At 67.1% G+C, this 22,817-nt stretch carries 19 protein-coding genes and 4 pseudogenes; 12 read left to right on the top strand and 11 right to left on the bottom strand.

Annotated features, from left to right (window positions below; translation table 11 throughout):
- Positions 1–95: 95 nt before the first annotated feature.
- A complete protein-coding gene (locus tag ACIHCX_RS16580) occupies positions 96–1,124 on the bottom strand; it encodes a helix-turn-helix domain-containing protein (protein ID WP_400029875.1) in 1,029 nt (342 codons plus the stop codon).
- A gap of 651 nt (positions 1,125–1,775) precedes the next feature.
- On the opposite strand from ACIHCX_RS16580, the pseudogene ACIHCX_RS16575 reads away from it, so the two are divergent.
- A pseudogene (locus ACIHCX_RS16575) lies at positions 1,776–3,062 on the top strand (AMP-binding protein).
- 134 nt (positions 3,063–3,196) lie between these two features.
- Here ACIHCX_RS16575 and ACIHCX_RS16570 read toward each other — a convergent pair.
- From ACIHCX_RS16570 to ACIHCX_RS16545, 6 genes are all read right to left on the bottom strand, one after another.
- Positions 3,197–4,111 carry a bile acid:sodium symporter family protein gene (locus ACIHCX_RS16570; RefSeq protein WP_400029873.1) on the bottom strand — a complete coding sequence of 305 codons (915 nt, stop codon included), beginning with the start codon at positions 4,109–4,111 and terminating at the stop codon, positions 3,197–3,199.
- Positions 4,112–4,166: 55 nt separating this feature from the next.
- Complete coding sequence (locus tag ACIHCX_RS16565) at positions 4,167–5,501, bottom strand: Dyp-type peroxidase (protein WP_400029871.1); 1,335 nt, start codon at positions 5,499–5,501, stop codon at positions 4,167–4,169.
- A gap of 19 nt (positions 5,502–5,520) precedes the next feature.
- Positions 5,521–6,534 (bottom strand): hypothetical protein, encoded by a 1,014-nt coding sequence (locus ACIHCX_RS16560; protein WP_400029869.1) that lies wholly within the window; start codon positions 6,532–6,534, stop codon positions 5,521–5,523.
- Between the two features lie 70 nt (positions 6,535–6,604).
- The gene (locus ACIHCX_RS16555) at positions 6,605–7,138 is read right to left on the bottom strand and encodes a hypothetical protein (protein WP_400029867.1); all 534 of its coding nucleotides are present in this window, start codon (positions 7,136–7,138) and stop codon (positions 6,605–6,607) included.
- 52 nt (positions 7,139–7,190) lie between these two features.
- Entirely contained in the window at positions 7,191–7,412 is a 222-nt protein-coding gene (locus ACIHCX_RS16550; RefSeq protein WP_400029865.1) for a hypothetical protein, read from the bottom strand.
- Between the two features lie 39 nt (positions 7,413–7,451).
- Positions 7,452–8,570, bottom strand: coding sequence for a PP2C family protein-serine/threonine phosphatase (locus ACIHCX_RS16545; protein WP_400029863.1), 1,119 nt, complete (start codon positions 8,568–8,570; stop codon positions 7,452–7,454).
- A 497-nt stretch (positions 8,571–9,067) separates the two neighbouring features.
- On the opposite strand from ACIHCX_RS16545, the pseudogene ACIHCX_RS16540 reads away from it, so the two are divergent.
- A pseudogene (locus ACIHCX_RS16540) lies at positions 9,068–9,181 on the top strand (leucine zipper domain-containing protein); the annotation flags it as partial.
- A 524-nt stretch (positions 9,182–9,705) separates the two neighbouring features.
- Positions 9,706–10,218 carry a hypothetical protein gene (locus ACIHCX_RS16535; protein WP_400029861.1) on the top strand — a complete coding sequence of 171 codons (513 nt, stop codon included), beginning with the start codon at positions 9,706–9,708 and terminating at the stop codon, positions 10,216–10,218.
- Positions 10,219–10,561: 343 nt separating this feature from the next.
- Here the strand turns inward: ACIHCX_RS16535 and ACIHCX_RS16530 are convergent.
- Positions 10,562–10,714, bottom strand: a pseudogene (locus ACIHCX_RS16530) (transposase); the annotation flags it as partial.
- A 234-nt stretch (positions 10,715–10,948) separates the two neighbouring features.
- Here ACIHCX_RS16530 and ACIHCX_RS16525 point away from each other — a divergent pair.
- Both ACIHCX_RS16525 and ACIHCX_RS16520 read left to right on the top strand, forming a co-directional pair.
- Positions 10,949–11,713: a nuclear transport factor 2 family protein gene (locus ACIHCX_RS16525; protein ID WP_400029859.1), complete on the top strand. Its 765-nt coding sequence runs from the start codon at positions 10,949–10,951 to the stop codon at positions 11,711–11,713.
- A 334-nt stretch (positions 11,714–12,047) separates the two neighbouring features.
- Positions 12,048–12,398 carry a hypothetical protein gene (locus ACIHCX_RS16520; RefSeq protein ID WP_400029857.1) on the top strand — a complete coding sequence of 117 codons (351 nt, stop codon included), beginning with the start codon at positions 12,048–12,050 and terminating at the stop codon, positions 12,396–12,398.
- 112 nt (positions 12,399–12,510) lie between these two features.
- On the opposite strand, the gene ACIHCX_RS16515 is transcribed toward ACIHCX_RS16520, so the two are convergent.
- Entirely contained in the window at positions 12,511–13,317 is an 807-nt protein-coding gene (locus ACIHCX_RS16515; RefSeq protein ID WP_400029855.1) for an FCD domain-containing protein, read from the bottom strand.
- Positions 13,318–13,457: 140 nt separating this feature from the next.
- Here ACIHCX_RS16515 and ACIHCX_RS16510 point away from each other — a divergent pair, with 140 nt between their 5' ends.
- From ACIHCX_RS16510 to ACIHCX_RS16490, 5 genes are all read left to right on the top strand, one after another.
- Positions 13,458–14,060 carry a hypothetical protein gene (locus tag ACIHCX_RS16510; RefSeq protein WP_400029853.1) on the top strand — a complete coding sequence of 201 codons (603 nt, stop codon included), beginning with the start codon at positions 13,458–13,460 and terminating at the stop codon, positions 14,058–14,060.
- A gap of 190 nt (positions 14,061–14,250) precedes the next feature.
- The gene (locus tag ACIHCX_RS16505) at positions 14,251–15,087 is read left to right on the top strand and encodes a hypothetical protein (RefSeq protein ID WP_400029851.1); all 837 of its coding nucleotides are present in this window, start codon (positions 14,251–14,253) and stop codon (positions 15,085–15,087) included.
- 1 nt (position 15,088) lies between these two features.
- Entirely contained in the window at positions 15,089–16,750 is a 1,662-nt protein-coding gene (locus ACIHCX_RS16500) for a rhodanese-like domain-containing protein (protein ID WP_400029849.1), read from the top strand.
- A gap of 68 nt (positions 16,751–16,818) precedes the next feature.
- Positions 16,819–18,438 carry an APC family permease gene (locus tag ACIHCX_RS16495; protein WP_400029847.1) on the top strand — a complete coding sequence of 540 codons (1,620 nt, stop codon included), beginning with the start codon at positions 16,819–16,821 and terminating at the stop codon, positions 18,436–18,438.
- A gap of 56 nt (positions 18,439–18,494) precedes the next feature.
- Complete coding sequence (locus ACIHCX_RS16490) at positions 18,495–19,664, top strand: MalY/PatB family protein (protein ID WP_400029845.1); 1,170 nt, start codon at positions 18,495–18,497, stop codon at positions 19,662–19,664.
- A gap of 346 nt (positions 19,665–20,010) precedes the next feature.
- Here the strand turns inward: ACIHCX_RS16490 and ACIHCX_RS16485 are convergent.
- Positions 20,011–20,784 (bottom strand): annotated as a pseudogene (locus ACIHCX_RS16485) (transposase family protein).
- A gap of 296 nt (positions 20,785–21,080) precedes the next feature.
- Entirely contained in the window at positions 21,081–21,497 is a 417-nt protein-coding gene (locus ACIHCX_RS16480) for a hypothetical protein (protein WP_400029843.1), read from the bottom strand.
- On the opposite strand from ACIHCX_RS16480, the gene ACIHCX_RS16475 reads away from it, so the two are divergent.
- Positions 21,472–22,215 (top strand): hypothetical protein, encoded by a 744-nt coding sequence (locus tag ACIHCX_RS16475; RefSeq protein WP_400029841.1) that lies wholly within the window; start codon positions 21,472–21,474, stop codon positions 22,213–22,215. The two genes, ACIHCX_RS16480 and ACIHCX_RS16475, sit on opposite strands and share 26 nt — an antisense overlap.
- A 45-nt stretch (positions 22,216–22,260) precedes the next feature.
- Complete coding sequence (locus ACIHCX_RS16470) at positions 22,261–22,647, top strand: VOC family protein (protein ID WP_400029839.1); 387 nt, start codon at positions 22,261–22,263, stop codon at positions 22,645–22,647.
- Positions 22,648–22,817: the final 170 nt, after the last annotated feature.

Here is a 22,817-nt window from a genome sequence, read left to right as displayed (position 1 = left end):
GGCGACTTCACCGGCAGGCTCGCCATCGTCGTGTCCTCGCCGCCACTCCGGTGGATGCCTCCGGCTCGATCACAGGCAAAGACTCCACGGTGAGGTCAGAGCCAGCCCGCACGTGCGGCGTGCCACCCGAGTTGCAGGCGCGAATCCGCGCCGGCAAGGTCCAGCAGACGACGTGTCCTTCTCTCCACGGTACGTATGGAGATGCCGAGTTGGGTGGCCGCCCGCCGGTCGGAGAATCCTGCCAGCAGCAAGCCGAGGACTTCCAGTTCCCCCTCGGTCGGCCACTGATCGTTCGCTGGCTCCGCGTGCACACCCGTGGCGGTGGTGTACAGCGGCCGGGCCTCGGCCCATTCCTTCTCGAAAAGTTGGACCAGGGCCGTCACCAGGCCACTGCCGTGCACCACGATGGCGCTCGGCTCGCCGCCGGAGTCCGCCATATCCAGTGGCACCATGGCGCGTTCCCGGTCCGAGACAACCATCTTCAGCGGCAGTGAGTCGACCAGGCGCAGCTCGAGGCCCGCCGTGATCGCCGCCTGAACGTCCCTCACCACCTCGGGACCGTCGAGATAGTTCTTGGCCGCCACGACCCGGAAATCGACTCCGCGGTCGAGCGCGAAACTCTCCGACAAGTCGGCATCCTCGCGCGGCACCGCGACAGGCGCACCGACGAGAAAGACAAGCAACTCCCGCTGGGCGCCGCGCTGCAGTTGATGGAACCGGTGGGCGACCTGCTCCACGCCGACGACCGCTTCCACGACGCTGCCCGCAGGGTGGGCGGCGGTACTGCGGTACTGCTCGGTCAGCATCGAGAACGCGGTCTCGGCCCGGTGCAGCGTGTTGCGCTGCTCGACGAGGAACGGGGCCAGGGCCACCGAGGGCGGGGTGAGCCGGTAGCGGGCGGGCTGGAGGCCGTCCCCGCAGTCAGCCGAGTCAGGTGCCCCCCTCCCGGCCTCGGAGGCGACCGCCACCAGGCCGCGTGTCACCAGGTCGAGCAGGATGCTGTCGGTTTCGGCCTGCTCGCGCCCGGTCTGCCGGGCGAGTTCCTGCGCGGAGGCTGTCGGGCGGGCCAGCAGTGCCGTGTAGACAGCCTCTTCGGCCGGGCCCAACCCCAGTGCCTGCAGCATCCAGCTCCTTCCTCGGGCGAGCACCGTATCCGCCTTGGCGCAGCTCGCATGGACCGAGCGGACTCCCCCCAGCCGCACCCTATCCCCCTGTCGTGATGTCACCTTTGGATGTACGCCCCTGCGGCACTCCACCCGGGACACCCCGCACACGGTCTCCCGGGGGAGCCACCTCGCTACGGACCTTCCGCGCGCTCTGCATCGCCGTGGCCCCTTGCTCGGCATCGGCGGGCCGGGCCGCGATCGCGCGACTCGACCGGGCCGTGGCCGCGCGCCCGCCGGCATGCGCTGCGGTGCACGGCGGGCGCCACTGGGCCTGCGGCCACAGCGGCGCTTGACCGTCGCGGTCGACTGGGTCTTTCCGGACTTCGGACCCGGCCACAAATCGGAGGGCGCGGGCCGTGCGCACCTGTTCGGTCCGCCGCAGTGCGACTACGCCTGCTCGCTGCACCGGCCCTCCCTCGTTGCACACGACCGGCTTGCGGGAGCAGCGGGCACGAGGACCCGTACACACGACCAGCCCTGTCAACCGACCTGATCGTCATGGCGGCGGTGTCAGCGTCCGGATGGAATCGCGACACAGAAACCTGCGGGCCTCGGCGGCACCTGCCGCCTCCGGGCACCGTCATCCACCCACATCCCAGGGGAGACCGAATGAACAACCTGGCCACGCTCCTGGCGGAGTCGGCATGGGCCGACCGCGACCGGGTCGCCGTTCGTCAGGACGACCTGGCCCTCACCTATGCCCAGCTGAACGACAGCAGCGCCCGTGTCGCCAAGCTGCTGCACGCCAAGGGCGTCCGTCCGGATGATCGGGTGGCGTTGGTCATGCCCAACGCCACCGAATTTCCTGTGACGTACTACGGCGTCCTTCGTGCCGGCGGCGTGGTAGTACCGATGAATCCGCTGCTGAAGGCCCGTAAAATAGCCTTCGTGCTGCGGGACTCCGGATCCCGGATCGTGCTGGCATGCCCTCCGTTCGCAGACGAGGCCGCCGCGGCGGCGGCAGAGGTCGGGGCCGATTGCCTGGTCACGAACCCGACGGATTTCGGCTCCCTGGTGCAGGCCACCGACCCGATGCCCCAGGTTGTCGACCGGGCGGAGGATGTCACGGGCGTGATCCTTTACACCTCCGGCACAACGGGCATCCCGAAGGGCGCCGAGCTGACCCACCGCAACCTGATGACCAACGCGGCCACCGCTGCAGAGACGTTGCTCCACGTCGGGCCGAACGACGTCCTGTTCGGTGGCCTGCCCCTGTTCCACGCCTTCGGACAGACCTGTGCTCTCAACACCGCGATCGCTGCCGGGGCGACTTTGACCTTGCTGCCGCGGTTCGAACCGGCCAAAGCGCTGGAGATCATGCACCGGGACCGCGTCACCGTCTTCCTCGGTGTTCCCACGATGTACACGGCTCTGCTCCACGCCGGGATCCCTGACGGCTACGATCTCTCCCGGTTGAACTTGGCCGTTTCCGGCGGCGTTTCCCTCCCGGTCGAACGTCATGAAGGGCTACTGGAACCGTCCGGACGCGACCGCGGAAGCCCTCCGGGACGGGTGGTTTCACAGCGGCGATCTCGCCCGTGGCGACGAGGACGGTTACTACTTCATCGTCGACCGGAAGAAGGACCTCATCATCCGTGGCGGATACAACGTCTATCCGCGCGAGATCGAGGAGGTGCTCTACGAACACCCCGCTGTCGCCGAAGCCGCTGTCGTAGGCGTGCCGCACGAGACCCACGGGGAGGAGGTGGCCGCCGTGGTGACGCTCCGGGACGGTGCACAGACCACCGCCGGCCAGATACGTGACTGGTCAAACAGCGGGTTGCTGCCTACAAGTATCCGCGGATCGTCACATTCACCGATGGGCTCCCCAAGGGAGCGACGGGAAAGATCCTCAAGCGGGAGATCGTCGTCGAACAGCAGGCGTCCCGGGCCTGACGGTCAAGGTTCCGTGGCGGCCTTCCTGCCAGGGGCGGCGACGCAGATCTTCGGCGTAAGGGCGTCCGCCGATCAGAACGCCGCCCCGGCAGGGATCGCGAGGAGCGGGATGAGTCGCAGCGCACCGAGAAGGATCATTCCGGAGTATCTGACGGGCCGGCCTGGTCGCCAGGTTCGGCTGGTGTCCCGGGAGTGCTTCGCCTTCTGCTGAGGAGTGTGGCGATCGGGAGGGCTGCTGCCAGCCCGCTGAGCAGGACTCCGGCGAGTGCGCCGAGGACGGCGGGCTGGTTGCTGAAAGCGATGCCGATGGCGGCCAGGGCGGGGCCGGCGTTGCGGACCGAGGCGACTCCTCCCATAGTGGTGCGGCGCTCCGGAGGTCCTGTGGCGAGCAGCGTTCCGATGGCGAAAGCGGCAGCTGCGAGGAGGAATCCGGCGAGGAGGGTGAGTGAGCCGAGGAGGTCCACGACGTCTCGCCAGTTGCCGAGGAGCATCCCTGCGAGCACGATCAAGAAGGTGATGTTGGAGACGGCGGCTGCTGTGGGGTGCCACGACTGTGCGGTGGGTGTGGCATAGCGCCGCATGAGCAGGCCGATGGCGAACGGTACGAGTTGCAGCAGGGCGACGGTGCGTACGAGTGCCGCGACGTCGAGAGAGACGTTGGTGCCGATGTCGGCGGCGGTGAGGATGCCGTTGACGGTCGGTGCGAAGGTGATGCTTCCGGCCGAGGCGAGCAGGACCTGCATCCCTGCGCCCGCGATGACGTCGCCCTTTTGCACCATGGCCAGTTTCGCTCCGAAGGGACCGCCCGGGGACGAGGCGACGAGGACGAGCGCGATGGTGGGGGCCGAGGAAAGGCTGAAGAGCGCTCCGAGTCCCCAGCCGAGCAGCGGGATGATCACCATGTTGGCGGTCAGCGCCAGCAACAGCAGCGGAACGTTGGTGAAGACGTCGCGCAGTGCCGAGACGGTGGCCCCGAGGCCTGCGGCGAACATGGTGGCCGCGATGAAGACCACGGTGACGGCGTTGAGCGCCATGTGCAGGGTTTCCATCGAACTTCCCCTCGGGGCGGCGGGGCGCCTTGGCGTGGTACATGTCGCTGCTTCGTCAGTCGCGGAGATCGCCGAGCCAGCGCAGGGCGCTGAGGCTCGGCAGGAAGCAGTACTCACCGCCGCGGGTGACGACGAACCGGGGCAGGGGGGCCAGGCGGCGCCGCAGCGGCCGTCGGGGAATGGTGTAGCCGGTGGTGCCGTCGGCGGATCCAGCGACGGGGTCTTTGGCGTCGCCCCCTCCGAAGAAAATGCTGTCGTTGATCCATTCCGACTGCACGAACTCGAACTGGCGCCCGAGGTGTGCGCCGATGAAGGCGAACATCAGGCCGCGGTCCGATCCGTCGTCCTCCAGGACTCCGTCGGCTAGAGGCGGGCCGTAGACGGCACCGCGCCTGATCATGCGGTGCAGCCGTACCTCGCCGGCCACCGAGGTGTCACGGGGGTTGACCCGTCGGATGTGGCAGCCACCGGGCGTGTTGAATCCCGCTGGGTCGTCCCGCTGGTACAGGAAGGTGTTACGGCGGTGCGGGTCGGCGCCGAGGGCGGGGTCGTCGCACCGCGGAGCGAGCGCCAAGGGGGCTCCGCTGCGCCAGCGGCCCATGATCTTGGCAGCGATCAGTTCCTCGTCGCTGGGGTCGGTGGAGTTGTCCTTCAGGTAGCGCCGGAACTCGGCCACCCTCTGATGCAGCTTGCGGAAGGCCGCGTAGCTTCCGTTACGCCCCAGTGCATCCGGCAGCGGGGTCTGGGTGCCCCCGAGCTCGTCCGGGTAGCCGAGGATGAACTCTCCTGCCTTCAGGGGGACTTCGAGCTGGTTCGAGCCGGGGATGCCGCTGCCTTCGACGGCCGGATGACTGACACCGTCGCGATATCCGAAGTGCTCGGTCTCGGTGGGCAGGGCGTAGCAGTCCTGACGCCAGATCGCCGTCACACCCGGGAGGTTGTCGTAGGCTGGCCGAGCCCGGTCCACGGCCGTCTCCAGGAGCAGAGGGTCGGGTGCGACCGCTGTGATCACCACATGGACCTCGGGGTTGCCCAGCGGTGCCTCCCAGTTTTCCGGGCTGCTCTCGCCTACATCGCCCAACGCTTTGGCGCGGGCGGCCATGCCCTGCCGGAATTCCCAGGCGAACGTGTCCAGCGACGAGCGTGGCACGCCGAGCGCCGCCAGGCAGGTAGAGGTGACCGCGACACTGACCCACGTCTCGCCGAGCGGGCTGGCCGAGTCGGCGGCGGAGGTCACGACCGCGCTTGCCCTGCGCATCAACTCCCGTCCGTGGGCCGGGTCGTCGACGCGGAAGGCGAGGTAGGTGGCGGCATAGGGGGTCGGCCGCGGGCTGAGAATCCCGCGTTGAATGTCGTCGAGTTCCAGTGTGACTTCCCCGGGCCCGCTCACGGTTCGCCTCCCTGCGGCACTACTTCGAGACGAGGTTGCGCCAGAAATTCCGCAGGCTGTCATCACCGCCGAACAAGGAGCTGAAGATCGTCGAATCCGCCAGGAGTATGTCGCCCGCCTGGTCACCGCTCGGGGGCATCCACAGGAACATGTTGAATTCGGTATTGCCGGCCTCGGTGAACGGATGTGGCCTGGACGTGTCGATGGGCTGCCTGGCGAGCAGGCGGATGGTGTCCGGCTCGTCGGTCGTCACCTCGTAGTGCGGCAGGTGCATGTGGAAGTTGAAGTTCGTCACTCCGTCCAGCCACCCTTTCGTGTCTAGGTCCCTGACCGTGGACAGAGGGGCGATCTGGTTGCCCTCGCGTGTCGCGGGTCGCAGGCCGTAGCGATTCACGATGGGCACGCCCAGGCCCTTCATCAGGTCTCTGACGTAGGTGGCGAACCGCTGCTGGCGGGGTACCAGGGGATCGCCGTGGTGGCGGTACTCCATTTCCCGCTCGGACAGGTCGTCCGACGCACCCACGTCATGGTGAGGGCCGAGGACCAAGCTGACGCCCTCGCGGGCGAGGAACTCCCGTAGAGCCTCAATCTCCTCTGGTTGGGCATGCTGTTCGGTGATCATGTGGTCCAGTCCGAAGACGAACAGAACGTCCGTGTCCGCCAGCACACGCTCGTCCAGAGGCGTGTGGAAACCGGCCTGATCGATGTGCTGGTACACCGGGACAGGATGCCCCGTCGTCTCCTCGGCGAAGTCCTGGAACGGCACCCAGGCCAAGAAGAACAGCTCCAGTGACCCGGCGATGCCCTGCTGGAACTGATGGAGGTCGGACCACTTGGGGTCCTCATAGGCCGGCCACGCCACCCGCCTGACTTCGGTCATGGTCGAGAAGCGGTTGTCCAGCTCCGTCGCGTACCGGCCCGCCTCGGCCGGATAGCTCCACGAGACATAGATACTCACCCGCCGGCCATCAGGCGTGTACTTCCGCGGAAGGTGCCTCTGGTTGTATGTGCGCGCGGTTTCGACCTCGCTCATTTCGATCGTCTCCGATCGTGGGGGTGCTCAGGACGGCGGCCCGCTCGCACAGCAGCGCCGCAACCAGCGCTCATTGCATCTGGTCGAGCACTTCGGACAGAGCGTTCTTGGCCCGCAAAGCCTTCTTGATCTCGTCCGCCGTCACATACGGATACTCGCCGTATTCGATGAAGCTCGGACAGTGGTGTTCCCGAACGAACCTGATGAACGCCTCGGGATTGGTCCGCCAGTCCTCTGGAAACCCTTCAAGGTTCTCGAAGGCCGTGTTCACGCCAGCCTTCGTGAAAAGCGCGATCGCGTCCTCGGTGTATTTGTCGAAGTCGGTGTCGAAGATCCCCTGATACATAAAGCGCGTGTCGTCGTCGAAGAGCACCCAGCGCAAATAGTGCAGCTTCAACGGCGCGAGGAGATGGGGATCCTGCTCCAGCGCCTTGGCCAGCGCACGACCGTATTCGCGAATGGCGTCGGCTCGGCCGGGCTTGACCGTCGCCACAATGGTGAATCCGTAACAGGCCGGAGTCCTAGGAAAAATGGGGCCGTACTTCCCCTGTTCGAGATGGTCTGTCTCTTTGGGGATGACGGCTGCCTGAGGCTTTATCTCCATGCGCGTCCCCTCCCCATCCGGTGATCGGGACTCCGTTCATTCTCCCACTCGATCATCGGGCGCGCCCGCCGAGCTGAACAGGCAGATGGTCGTATACCAGCTCACCCGAAGGGGGCTGCGCTGCTTGGGCGGCCGCGGCCGGGTCCGCGACCAGCAGTCCGAGAGTGTCGGTGATGATGCTCCGCCTGCGGCCCGCGATCATGTTCACCGCGTCGCCGAGTCCGGCGGTCGGGACACCGGCGGAGGCCTTCGCGTTCTGTAGTCGATCACGCACGCGCTGGGCACATGCCGGCGCCGATCAGCCCGGCCCGTTTCACGTCCTGGCCGACGCCTTAGTGGCCGCCGCGCGGACGGCGATTGCCGCGATGTCGTCGTCGAGACGGCCACGGCTGTAGCGGAGCAGGTCCCTGTGCAACTGCTCAAGCAGCTGGGACGGGGAGTCCGTGTTCCACTGGGCCGCGTGCTGCACCAGCGGGAAGAACGCGCCGGTGTGGTCGCGGGTCTCGGTGACGCCGTCGGTGTAGAGCAGCAGCTGGTCCTCGGCGGCGAAGGGGACGGTGTCGATGCGGTAGTCCTTCCCGAGCAGTGCACCCATGTTGATGGGCGGTGAGGGCGCTGTGGGGGTGACCTCACGGACCCCTCCCGTGCGGAACAGCAGCGGAGGGGGGTGCCCGCAGTTGACGATCTCCAGGGTCGATCCGTCGTCGGGGATCTCGGCGAGCAGGGCCGTGGCGAAGTACTCCGTATGGTCGCCGGGCAGCAGCAGGGTGTAGCGGTTTATGCTCACGTCCAGTCGGCACGCCAGCCGCGCCAGGTCCGGCTCGTCGTACGCGGCTTCCCGAAAGCAGCCGACAATCGCTGAAGCCATGCCCACCGCGGGGAGGCCCTTGCCGCGTACGTCTCCGATGATCAGGCGGAGGCCGTGGGTTGTCTCCAGTGCTTCGTAGAAATCGCCGCCGACCCGGGCCTGGGCCGCGGCGGCCAGGTACAGAGCCTCGATGTCCAAGCGGCCGAGGCGGTGCGGCATGGGGCGCAGCAGAACTTTCTGGGTCGTCTCGGCGACGGAGCGGACGTCGGCGAGGGTCTGTTCCCGCTGCTGGCGCACATGACTGGCGTAGGCGGCCGCGACAGTGGCGCCGGCGATCACCGCGAGGGTGAACAGGTGTGTGCGCGACTCGGTCGGATAGCCGGTGGCCACGGCGATCACTACTTCGATGGCTGCGGCGAGCACGCCGATGGCCACGGTTCCGACCACCGGCCACACCGAGGCGGCGAAAGCGGGGGCGAGCGAGAGAAAGCGGCTGAAGTAGAGATAACTCGGAGCCACAAAGGCCAGCACAGTGATGATGGCGGTCAGCACCAGGGGTGCCAGGAGCGCCAGCTCCTCCCGGAGGTTGCCCTTATGACGCCGGAATCCACCGAAATAGTCCACATGCGAATCATATATGCACAATTGCACCGCACTGGTCAGGCATCGCGTCAGCGCCACGAACCTCCCGCCGCACCGGCGGGTGGATCCGTAGCCGCTCGAGCAGTTCGTCGTGGACGAGACTCCGACGATGTGCACATCAGCCTCGACTGCCTGCCGCGCCACCTCCGCAGGGGTCTGGAACAGCGGGCCGGCATCGACGTCGAAGCCCAGGTCGGCGAAGGCAGTGGGCGATCACCTTCCGGCACGGTCGTGACCGTCCTGACCCATCTCGGCGACCGAGGATGCGCGGTCCGCGCGACTGGGGCACGTTCCCCGGTATCTCGGCACTTATATACGGGAGTTGGGCATGCTCGGCCTGGAGACGGCCCTCGAAGACACGGCGCGCGCCAACTTCGACCTGAGGGACGACGAGACGGCGTCCGCCACACCCTCTGAGTATGGGCATCCGGCTCGCGCCCCTTGTGGGAGCCGCTCCGGGGACCGACCTCCCGGATCGCCAGGTCAGCCACACCACCGCCGCACGTTGGGCGAGCCTCTACCGCCAGCACGGCGAGGACGGTATGCAGGACCACTCCAGCCGCCCGCGCCGCCAACCACGCCGCACGCCGGCCCCGGGGGGCGACCCGCATAACGGAGGGAGCGGGCCTTGCCGGCGCCGGGCTCGCGACGGCGGTGCGGGCCCGCAGCTGGCTGCAGGCCCGCGGTGCACCTCGACACGGTCTAGTTCCAATACCGGTGATTTAGGCTGTTTTCCGGCTGGTTGAAGTGGCCCTGGTTGGCCCGACCAGCCGGACCGTGGGGGTGTCTGGCCGTGGTGGACTGTGGTGCTCGGCTCGTTTGAGGGCACCCCCAACGCGATCCGACCGAGAACCGATCAACCCCCGACGCTTCACCTGACCCGGCCTTGACACAACCCACCCAACGACCAGAACCCACCAAAGTCACTGGTATTGGCCCTAGTCGGTACTTCCCACACAGCGGGGGAAGCTCAGGCGGGCGAGTGGCCGATAAGCGGCACAACCCTTTTTCGTGTTTCGGAATAGTGACAGTTTTCCAGGACATTCCGGAACCGCTTGCGGTGCGTCTGCAGTCCTACGTGCCACAACAGCCATCCACCGACTGGGGGAACAGCCACATGTCCATGCGAGTCCGCAGCCGCCGCACCCTGATCACCTCCGCCGCCGTCGCGGCGGCCCTCTCCCTGACCGCAGTCACACCGGCGCTGGCCGGCACCGGTGCGGCCCACAGTGCCACCGCCCATACGGCGTCCGCCTCTGCGGTCCAGGGCGACCCGCGCGACGCCATCCAGCGCGTCGCCGACTTCTACGGCGCGTACATCGACGCCGCCTGGGACGGCCAGGACCCGGCCTCCGGCACCCAGGCCAACGCGCTGAAGGCCTTCTACCTGTCCACCGCGGCCCGGAAGAAGGTGGCCGCCTACGAGGCCAGCGAGCACGCGGACGGCATTCTGTTCGCCCAGAACATCCCGGTGAAGTGGCAGGTCGCCTACACAGGATCCGGCGCGGGGCGCGCCACCACCCTGGTCACCCTGACCTGGAGCGACAGCAAGAACGCCGAGGTCACGAAGATCGCCGTACAGTCCGACCTGAGGACCCACAAGATCACCGACCTGAAGCCGGTCGGTTGACCTGGCCTGTCTGCTGCGGGACCATTCGGACGCCGTCGCACCGCGTGCTTGCCGGTGGTTCCCGCGGACCGACGGGGCACTCGGCGGTGAAGAGGCGGTCCATCGACGCCCTTGACCGCCCGCCCGCTATCGCTGCTCGTGGGCGTCTACGCCTGGCTGCCGCGCCACCTGTTCCCGGCCCCCCAGATGAACGAGCCAGCAGGGGCCATGCCTCCCCTTCACCTCCAGGGGCCGTCAGTCCAGACGCTCAACTCCCGCCATGCGCACACCCTTGATCGCAGCCTTGTCGCCCTTGGTGATCTCCACAGTGAGCGGGGACGCCTCACCCGAGGGACACCGCTTGGGCCTCGTCCTTGCGCACCCACGTCCGCAGCGACTCCGCGGTGATGCCAAGATCCGCAGCCACGGCCGCATACGTGCTCTTCACGGCCGAGGCCCGGTAGAGCGCGACGGTGCCCTTCCTGACCTCCTCAGGATACGGAGACTTGCGTCCCACCTGGACATCCCTCCCTGGACCCTCAAGAGGCATTGTCAGGGTGTCCACTCCAAAGGATCATCCTCAGTCACCGTCGAGGTCGTCCGTGTGGACGCCGAAGACCGGCGAGAGACACGGGGCGCCGGGGAGGATCGTCCAACGGCCTGCGAATTGACCGTGCGCCCCACGGCGAGGACCGTTGTCGGTAGGGAACCACGCGTAGGAAGGGCGGGTAACCCGATGACTATGCAGGACATGCCTACGTTCGACGTCGAGGCGTTGCGTCGCGGCATCGAGGAGCGCGACGCCGCGACCATGCGGAGCCTGTACGCGGAGCACGCGCAGATGACCGTAGTGGACCGGCGCGACCAGCCGAGCCACCCGCACCTGATCTCCGGGACCTCCGCCATCGGCGAGTTCCTCGACGAACTGTGCAGCAGGGACATGGAACACCGCCTGGAGCAGGTCGTCGTCTCCGCCGACGGCAGCCACGCGGCCTACCTCGAGCGCTGCCGCTACCCAGACGGCATGACGGTGCTGGCCACCTCGATGCTGGACCTGCGCAACGGGCAGATCACCGCGCAGACCAGCCTTCAGGCCTGGGACGAGGAGAGCGGCGGCGCGAGGCCGCAAGGCACACCGACCGCAGCCGCGGAAGCGGCCAAGCGGGTCGAACACCTGGACTTCAGCAAGCCTGACGAGGTGCGCACCTTCGACCACGGACGCGCGGAGATCCTCAACGTGGGCGGCGGGACCATCGGCCGCCTGGTGCTCGAGCCGGGCTGGCGCTGGTCCCAGGACGTCAAACCCCTGGCAGGAACCGAGTGGTGCGAGGCACCGCACTTCCAATACCACGTATCAGGCACAACCCGCGTCCACATGGCCGACGGAACCGAGTTCGACGCGAAGGCAGGGGATCTGACCGTGCTGCCCTCGGGGCACGACGCCTGGGTGATCGGCGACGAGACGGTCGTGATCGTGGACTGGCAGGGCGCCGTCCACTACGCCGAGAAGCCCTGATCACCGCCCGCGGCATCGAAAGCGCCCGCCCTGCAGGTCATCACAGCGCGTCACCACCGGATATGAGCCAGGCCCGTTCGTTTGACAGACCCCGTCCTGCATTATTACCAGCGGCATCCCGTACATACCGGTCGACCCGTAGAACCGGCGCTCATGGGCCCCGTCAGTCCTGCTGGCGGGGCCCACCGGGTTTCATCCGCCGGCCGCGTGGTGCGCCAACACCACCGAGTCCCTAAGGGCTGTCCCGTGGGGAGGGTGGTGCCTTCGCGACAGTGTCCTCGTAGGGCCGTAGCCCGACAGGTATGACCTCCCACGACCGGTCCACATAGACGCCATGGCGTGGATCACCCTCCTCCTCATCGCCAGCGCGTTCTGGACCGCCAACAGCTTTGCCGCCGCCTATGGGCTGGGCAGGGCGTTGGACGACGCCGACTCCTTGCCCGGCCGGCCTGAAGTGATCTTGTACACCAAGGTGCCCCTGCGCGACCTCCCCGCCGGCGCCAGCGGCACGAAGCTCGCACCGAGCCCGGGGAGCGAGCTCCGGTACCGGTACCAAGGCCTGCGCCTCCTCGTCCAGGCGAACAACCGACTGTTCCTGGTGCCTTCAAAATGGACCTCGCCTGGAGGGCGCACTTTGGTCGTTTCCTACGACAGCACCGTTCGCCTCGAACTCGTCCCCCACTGAGCGACGCCGCTCAGCTGAACACCCCCCCGGCGACCCGAGGCGTCTGGGGCAGGTGGGTTTTCCAGGGCTGTGCCCCGGTGTCATCAACCCGGCGCCTCGGCTGCCGGGTTGGTCACTGCCCCTTGTGTCCGTGCCCCAACAGCAGGTGGCTGACGAGGTCGGAGCCGTGGGCCTCGATGAACTGCTGCGTCTCCTCGAGCAGGTTCGTCACGTGCTCCCGCATCAGTTCTCCGGCCTGGACATCGTCCTTGCGCGCGATGGCTTCGATGATCTGTTGATGAGCCGTCACACTCGACTCACTGTGGTGGTGCGCACTGAGGATCACGTCCAGTGTGGTGTCGACATGCTCGAGGTTCGTGTCCAGCACGAGCCGATGCATCGCGCGCACTAGGGGATTCATGGCCGGCTCGGCAACTCGCCGGTGGAACTCCATGCTCAGGAGCGGCTGTACGGGTTCCCCCTGTTGCAGTTGGCGACGGTGGGTCTCGAGGAGTCCGCGAAGGTCGTCGAGATCGTCGGACGTGGTGTGCGCGGCCGCGTCCCTGACGGCTTCCGGTTCGACGGCCCGCCGTGCTTTGAGTAGGTTCAGCAGATCATCCGCGTCGCGGATGTCCGTGGCGGCGATGAGACGGGCCCCGCGGCTGTTGCGGCGAATCCGGGCCACCGACTCCGCCCCCTGCGCGGTGACCACGCGGCCCTTGGAGCCCACCTGCCTGGTGAATCCGTGAGCATCCAGATCGCGTAGCCGCCGGGCCATCGTCGACTCAGAGAGGTCATGGCCGGACTCGGCCAGTCCGGCCCGGATCTGTCGCGCTCCGACCGGTTCGCCGGCGTCGTTGATAAAGGCGAGCATCGCCTCGGCGATGCTGTCGCGCAACCAGCGCGGCGCCCCTCCTTTGATGTCGATCGCACTCTGCACGCATCCACCTTCCTCGACATCGCTAAGCCCTGTCAAGAAACACAAGGGTCTGTCACTATTGACAGACGGCTGTCACCTGCTCCAGAGTCCTCGTTCAAACACGCGGACAGCAGGTCCGCGGCCTACGAGGAAGCGCATCCATGCCTCAGAAGCGAACGGGCGTCGCCCCTCTCGACGCCTTCACCGAGCAACTCGACCGAATCGTCAAGGACTCCACAATCGACGGACGTCCCGACGCCCGGACGATCGTGACGGCGGCCAAGCCGCACTTCGCGCGACTCGTGTCGGACATGAGCTGGCTCGACGATCGCTACTTGGTGCCGAACCGAGCGGGCGGCGACACGACCCACATGCTGGCCAAGGCCCCCGACGAGTCGTGGACCGTGGTGGCCACGATCTTCCCGCCCCGGTTCAGCACTCCCATTCACGACCACGTGATCTGGGGTCTCGTCGGCGTCGCACACGGCGTGGAGCAGGAATCCCGCTACCGCCGGTTGGACGACGGGTCCCGGCCCGGCCACGCCGAACTGGAGTTCACCGGCCAGGCGGAGAACCTCCCGGGTGCGGTGATGCACATCATCCCGCCTGAGGAGGAGATCCACCTCATCCACAACCCGAGCGACACACCGTCCTGTTCGATCCATGTCTACGGCGGGGACCTCGACACAACTCTCAGGCACAAGTACGACCTGGAGCGTCAGACCGTCGAGGACTACCTCTCCATGTACACGGTGACGTGCTGACATGCCGACCATGGAGAGGCCACCCACCCGCACACTCGACGGCCGACTGGTCAACGGGCGACTTGCCGGGGCCGTCGCCGGGTGCGCCGCCGACGGGCTGACTTTCGACGCCGGGCTCGTCTCCGGACTTCCGGTCACCACAAAGGCATGGCGGACCATCGACGCCTCCGGCGGCCATGTGATCCCGGGAGTGGTGACGCCCGTGGATTATCTGCCCGACGCCCCCGTCGAACTGTGCCTGGACGGCATCACCACCGCCCTGATCGACGCGGGACCGGCCGAGGCCATCGATGCCTTCGCGCTCCCCGAAAGCGTTTTCGACCTGGCCCTGATCGCACGGATCGGCCCCGCGACGGAGCCGGGACATGTCCGCGAAGCCCGCGGCCGCGGTGTGCGCGTCTTCGATGTGGACGCGGCCGACCCCACACCCGAGTTGCTCGACGAGCTGTCGCACTGCACGGTCCGGATTCCGGCCCACGGCGAGCAGCTCAGTGCCTGGGCGGAGGCCTGCGCGGGCTGTCCCGTCCTCGTGGTCGTCAGCCATGTGACCCCCAAATCCCTCGGACGGGCCGGCCGAGCCAAGTCCGTCAACGGCGCCGAGGTGTGCCTCGAGGTCTCCACTGACGTGCTCTGGTGCCGGCCGGAGAGTATCTGGGAGGCCATCGCCGACAGGACGATCGACCTCGTGGCCCACCACACACCACGTGGCCCGGGACCGTTCACGCTCCTCATGGCCGAAGCACAGACGCGACGAGCACTGACCATGGAACGGATCGCCGAGCTGCTGGCAGGCGGTCCCGCTCGGGCGGCTCGAATCGATGACCGTAAAGGCATCCTGCGCCGATCCATGGACGCGGACGTCGTCGTCCTCGACGCCCATACCCCGAAAGCGGCATCCGGTCCACCAGAGCGCGGCCGCGTCAACCTCGTCCTGCGCCGCGGCGCCTTCCTGTTCCTGCACGAAGAGGTTCATGCGGCGCCGACGAGCGGGGTCGTCCTCAGCTCCCCTCTGAAAGGCAGCTTCTGACATGCCTCCTGCCCACAAGGCCACAGGACAGGCCGACCTCTCGGTACCAGACCTCGTCGGGCTCTTGGCCTCGAAGGAACCCCACGCGGTGCTCGACGTGCGGGAGCGAGGCGAATACATTCTCGGCCACATCGCAGGCTCCACGAACCTGCCGCGCGGACAGCTCGAACTGCGACTGCCGACGATCATCCGCAAGCGGGACGTGCCCATCGTCTTCTACTGCGACGACGGCCACCGAAGCTCCCTCGCCCGGTCGACGGCTGCCGACCTCGGCTACACCGACGTGCGGACGCTAGCTGGCGGACTCGCCACATGGAAGGCCGAAGGCCAAGAAGTGGCCTATGGAGTGAACGTGATTGGCAAGGACTACGGAGAGCGCCTCGCGGTGCAGCGGCGGATCCCGCAGATCACGCCGGACCAACTCGAAGAACTGCGTCAGGATCGGAACGTCCTCCTCCTCGACGTGCGCGATCCCGCCGAGTACGAGGCGGAGGGACACATCGCCGGAGCACACAACGTTCCTGGCGGGGAGCTGACCACCACCGTGCTCTCCCAACTCCTTGGCGACGCCCCTCCCGAGACTGTCGTCGTGAACTGCGCCGGCCGGACCCGCAGCATCGTCGGAACGGATCTGCTCATCAGCTTCGAACTCGGCAACGTCCAGGCCTTGGAGAACGGGACGATGGCGTGGTTGATGTCGGGTCGCGAACTGGAACAGGGCCCGGATCCACGCCCGTTGCCCGCCCCCACGGCGGCTGCCCGCGAACGTGCCGCCTCACTGGCGAGCCGGGCAGCCGATGCGGAGGGGCTCGGCCATATCGATGTCGAGCCCTTGCTGTCACGCATCGACGAAGGTGATCTCCTCTACGTCCTGGACGTCCGCACCCGGCCGGAGTTCGAGAAGGAGCGGATAGCCGGCGCCGTGTCGTGCCCGGCAGGGCAACTGACGAATTACCTGGACGACACGGTGCCCGTGCGGCAGGCCCTCGTCGTGTGCTACTCCGACGACGACACTCGCTCGAAGTTCGCCGTCCGAACGCTGCGCGGAATCGGATACCCCCATGCGGTCTGGCTCCGTGGCGGCTTGAACGAGTGGCGACGAGCGGGCGCGCTCACCACCCACGGCCGTAACGCAGAGCGGGCGGGAGATGCCGAGAGCCGGGCATCGGCGGGTGACCGAGTCGGCCTCATCTCCGTCGAGGAAATGTTCTCTCCAGACAGTGCCGTCCGACCGCGGCGGATTGTCGACGTCCGCCGGAGCTGCGACTACATCACCGGACACATCCCACACGCCGTGTGGGTGCCCCGGGGCGACCTGGAGCGTCGCGTCGGACGGCACGTCGTCGCCATGGACGATGTCGTCGTCGTGTCGGACGACCAGGAGCACGCCGTTCTGGCGGCCTCCACCCTCCGCGCGATCGGGTACTCCCGCGTTCGTGTGCTGGAGGGCGGTGTCACCGCATGGGCGACCGGCGGGCACCCACTCGCCGAAGGATCCGACGGCGCGGACATCAACCTCCTCCAGGCGCGCGAGGAAGCCGATCTCGTGGGACACGGACCCGAGGAGCTGCGGCGAACGCACGCCGACATGGTCCGCTACCTCCACTGGGAGGAGCGTCTCGGGGACAAGTACCGATCGGGCGGACCTCCGTCCCAAGGGTGACGGGTCACTGATCAGCAGGTTCAGAAAAGGCACTTGGAACGTGACACCAACTCTTCAGGGACGAACTCATGATCGATCAGCAGTCGCAAGACGTCAATGACCAGCGCCTTCACCGGGTGCTGGGGCCACTTTCACTGGGCGCGTTCACGTTCACCGCGATGGTGGGCTCCGGGTGGCTCTTCGCCGCCTACTACGCCGCTCAGATCGCAGGCCCGCTGTCTATGGTGTCCTGGGTCATCGCGGGCGCGATGACGTTGATTGTCAGCCTGGTGTACATCGAACTCTCGGTGGTCCGCCCATTGTCCGGCGGAAACATCCGGTGGCCGCAGCAGGCGTGTGGCCCCTTGCTCGGAGCGGCGATCGGCTGGCTCACCTTCCTCCAGGTCGCGGTAGCCGCCGGCAGCGAGGTCGCCGGCCTCCTGCAGTACGGCGCGCACTGGTGGCCGGCGCTCTACGCCGATGGCAGCCTCACCGTGCCGGGTCTGCTCGTCGGTCTTCTCGTCAACGCGTCCTTCACACTCGTCGCCTGGTGGGGACTCAAGCAGCTGGCACGGCTCAACAATTTCCTGACGATCCCCAAGCTCGTGATCCCGCTGGCCACGATCGCGCTCCTGACCGCCAGTGGCTTCGACTCAAGCAACTTCACAGGCGGACCAGGCTGGGCACCCAACGGCATGCCGGGCGTCTTGAACGCCGTGGTCACCGGCGGCCTGATCTACTCGTTCGGCGGCATCTACCACACGGCGCAGATGTCCGGCGAGGTGAAGAATCCGGCTCGGGACATACCCCTCGGCACACTCCTCGGCCTCGGCGCGGCGTTCGTCCTCTACCTGGGTCTGCAACTTGCCTACCTCGGTGCGTTGCCGCACGCCATGCTGGAGAAGGAAGGCTGGAGCGGGATCAATTTCAACTCCCCGTTCGCACAGCTCGCGTTCCTGCTGAACCTCGGCTGGCTCGGTTGGCTCCTCGTCGCCGACGGTGTGTACTCACCCGCCGTGACCCAGTACGCCACGACAGGCATGGATGCGCGCTCCACCTACGGCATCGCCCAGAACCGCACGTTCCCCTCAGCGATCGCCCGCGTGCATACGGGGTCGGGTGTGCCTCGGAACGCCCTGCTGCTCAACTTCGTCGTAGGCTCAGCCCTGCTGATCTTCTACGCCAGCTGGCACAACCTCACCTCCGCGCTCGGGATGTTCTTCGCCATCGGCTACGCGATCGTGTCCGTGACCGTCATGGTCTTCCGCCGGCAGGGACTCCGGAGCGACACGTGGATCAGCAGGACCATCCCCGTCGTGGCACCGGTCAGCTTCACCTTGGCCGGCATGATCGTGTACTGGTCGGGCTGGCCGGTCATCCGGAGTGGATTTCCGCTGCTCTTGGCCAGCCTCGTCGTCTACGCACTCGTAGCCGCATTCGGCCGCACCGGAAACCGCCAGGGAGCGCTCGGAGCGGGCCTCTGGTTCTTCGAGTTCATGGCCGCCATCGCGATCGCCTCACTACTCGGCTCGTTCGGCGGCCATGGTTGGCTCAAAGCCCCGTGGGACTCACTCATAGTCGGGCTGATCTCGTTCGTCTACTTCTGGCGGGGAGCGCGCGCAGGCGCTCGGTGGATGACGAAGCACGACGAGTCCACCACCGCCGAAACCATCGCTCTTTCAACCGACGGTGCCGCCCGGCTCGGGTGAGTACAGCCCTGCAGGTGGCCGCCCACACAGCGGCCACGGACCAAGAGGAGACGACCATGCCCACCGTGGCACAGCTGGACGCAATCACCGAGGCGCACCTACGCGCGGTCGGTGGTGAGAAGTGGTCCACCTTTCCCGGTGCGATCGGCGCCTTCGTCGCCGAGATGGATTTCGGGATCGCTGAGCCCGTGCACGACGCGCTCCGCTCGGCGGTCGACCAAGGCGCCGTGGGCTACATGTCACCATCGGTGAGCCGAGCTTCGTCCGTGGCAGCTGCGGCATGGCTGGCCCGCAGCTTCGACTGGCGCGTCGACCCGTCACACGTTCGACCAGTCGCCGACGTCATCGAGTGCTACACGCTGGCCATCGAACACTACTCGCCGCCAGGCTCGCCCATCGTCGTCCCCACTCCCGCGTACACGCCGTTTCTCAAAGTCGCCGCCGCCAAGGGTCGAAGGATCATCGAAGTGCCGCTCATCCACTCCGCGGATCGGTGGCGACTCGACCTGGAAGCCATCGGGAAGGCTCTAGAAGAACGCGCCGGTCTCGTGGTCCTGTGCAATCCCCACAATCCGACCGGCGCCGTAGCAGAGGCGGACGAACTGAGGGCCTTGGCCGAGGTCGTCCAGAAACGAGGATCCCGTGTGTTCGCGGACGAAATCCACGCACCCCTGACCTACGGGGGTCGACGGCACGTCCCTTATGCATTGGTGTCCGCGGAGGCAGCGGCACACACGGTCACGGCCATCTCCGCGTCGAAGGCGTGGAATCTCGCGGGGCTGAAGTGCGCGCACATGGTGCTGTCCAACGCTGCGGACTTGCGGACCTGGCATGACCGCTGCCCCCGCGCCGAACTGGGAGCCGGGACTCTGGGAGCCGTTGCCGCCACCGCGGCATACCGCCACGGTCAGCCGTGGCTCGATGACATCGTCGCCTACCTGTCCAACAGCCGGCTCCTGGTGGCCGACCTGATCCGCCAGCATCTGCCCCAAGCGCAATTTCAGGTACCCGAGGCCACGTACTTCGCCTGGATCGACTGCAGGAAGCTGGGTATCCGGGCAAACCCGCGCGACTTCTTCCTGGAACACGCCCAGGTCGCCTGCACCGACGGGACCGCCTTCGGCCATGCCGGCGCCGGGCACGTCCGCCTCAACTTCGCGACGCCTCGCCCTGTTCTGGAGACCGCGATCAGCAGGATGGGCGCGGCCGTCGCAGGGAGCACCTGATCCACTGCGGAACCTTCCCGCGAGTAGGGCCGAGCCCACCTCACCGGCCGGAGGCCGACCGGCACACTCACGTCGAGGACGTGAGTGCCATTGTGCGCGGTCTCGATATCCCTGTATGACGTAGCCGACAGGACCAGGTCGACGCCTCGTCGTCCGCCGGAACGTCCATGGCCGCTGGTGACAGACACCCACATCTCGTGATCGATGGAAGCGGGGACTCGGGTGGGGTACTGGGGATACTTCATTGTGGCGAGAACCCAGTGCCGGATAGAGGAATTGAGGTTCTTGGGCGAGGTCCGGGAACGCTTGAGCGTGCACGAACGGCTTTCGGGGCACTGAGGTCTTTTCAACCTGCGGGTGAGCTGGCGTGACGCAGGGTGAGGACAGCTTGGACCAGGCCCGTGATGCGGGTGGTCGAGCAGCGGAGTTTGCGGAGGAGTCGCCAGTTCTTGAGGGTAGCCATGGCTTGTTCGACGAGGGCACGAATCTTGGCCTGGGATCGGTTCACGGCCTGCTGACCTGTGGAAAGCGTCTCCCATCGGCCGCGGAACGGAACCCGGACCGTACCGCGGGCGCCCTGTTAGCCCTTGTCCGCCCAGCAAGGGATTCGGGCCTGGTCGAGGGCGTTGATGATGCCGTGTTCGCGGGCCGCCCGAACGTCGTGAACGGCCCCTGGCAGTGCGGGCGAGGCCCATAGCAGCCGGCCGAACGGATCGGCGATGACCTGCACGTTCATGCCGTGCTTCTTATGCTTCCCCGAAGTAAAAGGGCCGGTCGGCGGCGATCCGGTCGATGGGCAGGAGCGTCCCGTCGAGCAGGACGTACGCCTTCGTCGAAGCAGCCCGGACGGCCTCGTCAAGGGTCGGTGCCAGTGCGGCCAGCAGGTCGACGGCCTCTCGCTGATGAAGCGGTAGACCGTGCTCGTCCCGACCCCGAAACCCGTCGCGAGCTGGGCGTACATGGTTCCGTTCCGCAGATGCGCCAACACCAGCAGGGCTTGACGGCCGGCCAGGAGCCGACGCCAGCGGCTCTTGATCCGACGACGGTGTTCTCGCAGGCGAGCAGCGAGGAAGGACAGGGATCGACTGGACACGTCCAGCCCACACGGGTAGACAAGCATGCGAAGCCTCTGGTGGGTACCGGGTGATCTTGGTCGTGAACCCGTCTACCAGGGGCTTCACTCATCTGTCGAACCAACTGATCAGCTCACGAGGCAAGTTGGCAAAGGCTCACTGGCAGGTGTGGGAGCATCCCGGAGAGCCCGGAATCGACGCCGAGCCGCTGGCGGTCGCGCTGGCTCGGGAGACGCGCGCACCGGTACTGATCGGCTTCGTCATGGACAGCGACTGCGTGGTCATCGAGGCCACCGGCACTTGTCCCCTGGTGTCAGAGATAGGAGTCCCGATCCACTGGGAACTACGATCTGGCGATCTCTTGCCGGAGCTGGTGGGTGAAACGACGCAGGAGATCCAACGTCTCCCGGAACTCGGCCCGGCGGTCGTCCCTGCCATCGGTGGGCCGGGTGCTCCAGACCCGACGCGCGAGAGCGTCAGCTAGATCGACGGTGTCGCTTGCGCAGAGCAGGTAGAGGGCTGAGCGCGCCTCCTGCATCCGGTTCGCCAACTCGTTGACTCCGGGGCCGTCGTCACTCAGCTGTGTTTCCTTCAGATAGTCCAGTAGCTGAACTACGGCCGTGTTGAAGCCGATCCCGGCCTTGAGCTTCTGTTCGCGGAGCCACATGCGGTCCTGTCGGCGTGCGGTGAACCACGAACCGAACATCACCCCTATGAGGCCGATAGCGGCCCCGATGGCCACGGACAAGATGTTCTCCACGGTCAGCTCCCCCGACGTACAGCCACGCCAGGCTACAGAGTCCGCCTGCGTCCACACCGGCCGCCGCATGACCGGAGGTGCGGGCACGGTGGTGGTGCTCAGCGCGAGCGAGGCCCTGCACGGCGCCGCCGGGCTGCTGGGCGGGGACCACGTCCGGTTCGTGCACGAGCTGGTCACCTCGGAGGACACCGCGCTCCGCATCCTCGGATGCCTGACCCGCCATGGCGAGCGGCGGGTCAGGGTGCTCACCCCCACCGACGCCGTACGCGAGGACCTCGCGGCCCGCTTACCCCGACTACGCCTCCAGGTGCGACCGTTCGCCGTCGCCGACCCCAGCTGCCGCCTCACCGACACCGACCGCGGACGGGCCGGGAGGCCTTCGCATCCCATCCGACAAGCCTTCGTGTGCGTGATCGGCGGCTGGTGGCCCTACAAGGACCCCGACGTCGTCGACGCCGCCCTTGCCCGCCTCAACGTCCCCGTGCATGTGCTGGTCGTCGGCGGCCCGGCCGCCCACGGGCTGCTGACGACGTGGGCAGCCCGGGGGCTGATACTGGTGGGCTCGCGTATTCAACTGTCGCCGGTTCTCGTCCTGGGCTGGGGATGCGTGACGCCCCGTGGCCGAAAAGGTCTACTTCCTCGGGAGACGCCTCGACGGCGTGAGCGTTGCTGTTTAGGATCACGCGCACGCATCGCGTGTCGGTCACCGGCTGGGTGAGGCATGGAGGTGCCCGTGAGATTGCCTCGCGGAGGCATTCCACACATGTCAGTCGAGTTGAATCACACCATCATCCATGCCCGGGACAACCGGGAGTCGGCCGAGTTCCTGGCGCACATCCTGGGGCTTGAGGTCGGGACCGAGTGGGGCCCGTTCATTCCCGTGGCCACCAGCAACGGGGTCACCCTGGACTTCGCCGCCATCCCGGCGGAGTCGATCGTCATGCAGCACTACGCGTTCCTCGTTTCCGACGAGGAGTTCGACGCGGCCCTCGCACGTATCCAGCAGGCCGGGATCACGTACTACGCCGATCCGCATCTGAAGCAGCCTGGAGAGATCAACCACCACCACGGCGGGCGGGGCCTGTACTTCATGGATCCCGCCGGGCATGGCATGGAGATCATCACGCGCCCCTATGGCAGCCACGAGTAGACGCCGACGGCTTCGTGAGGCAGTGGCAGGTTAGGGAGTGTCCTGGCCTGCCACTCCGTGGCCTGGTTCAACCGCTCCCGGCGGCAGGTGGGGCAGTCGAACTGTTCGACGGCGGCGGCCGGTTCGGCGGGCGGGAGCGGTCCCCCGCCAGCTCGAAGCGGGTCAGCGGT

Source organism: Streptomyces sp. NPDC052043, from assembly GCF_044548235.1.
Taxonomy (GTDB): domain Bacteria; phylum Actinomycetota; class Actinomycetes; order Streptomycetales; family Streptomycetaceae; genus Streptomyces.
The sequence above is the reverse complement of the archived record's forward strand: the minus strand, read 5'-3'. Positions and strand labels throughout refer to the sequence as shown.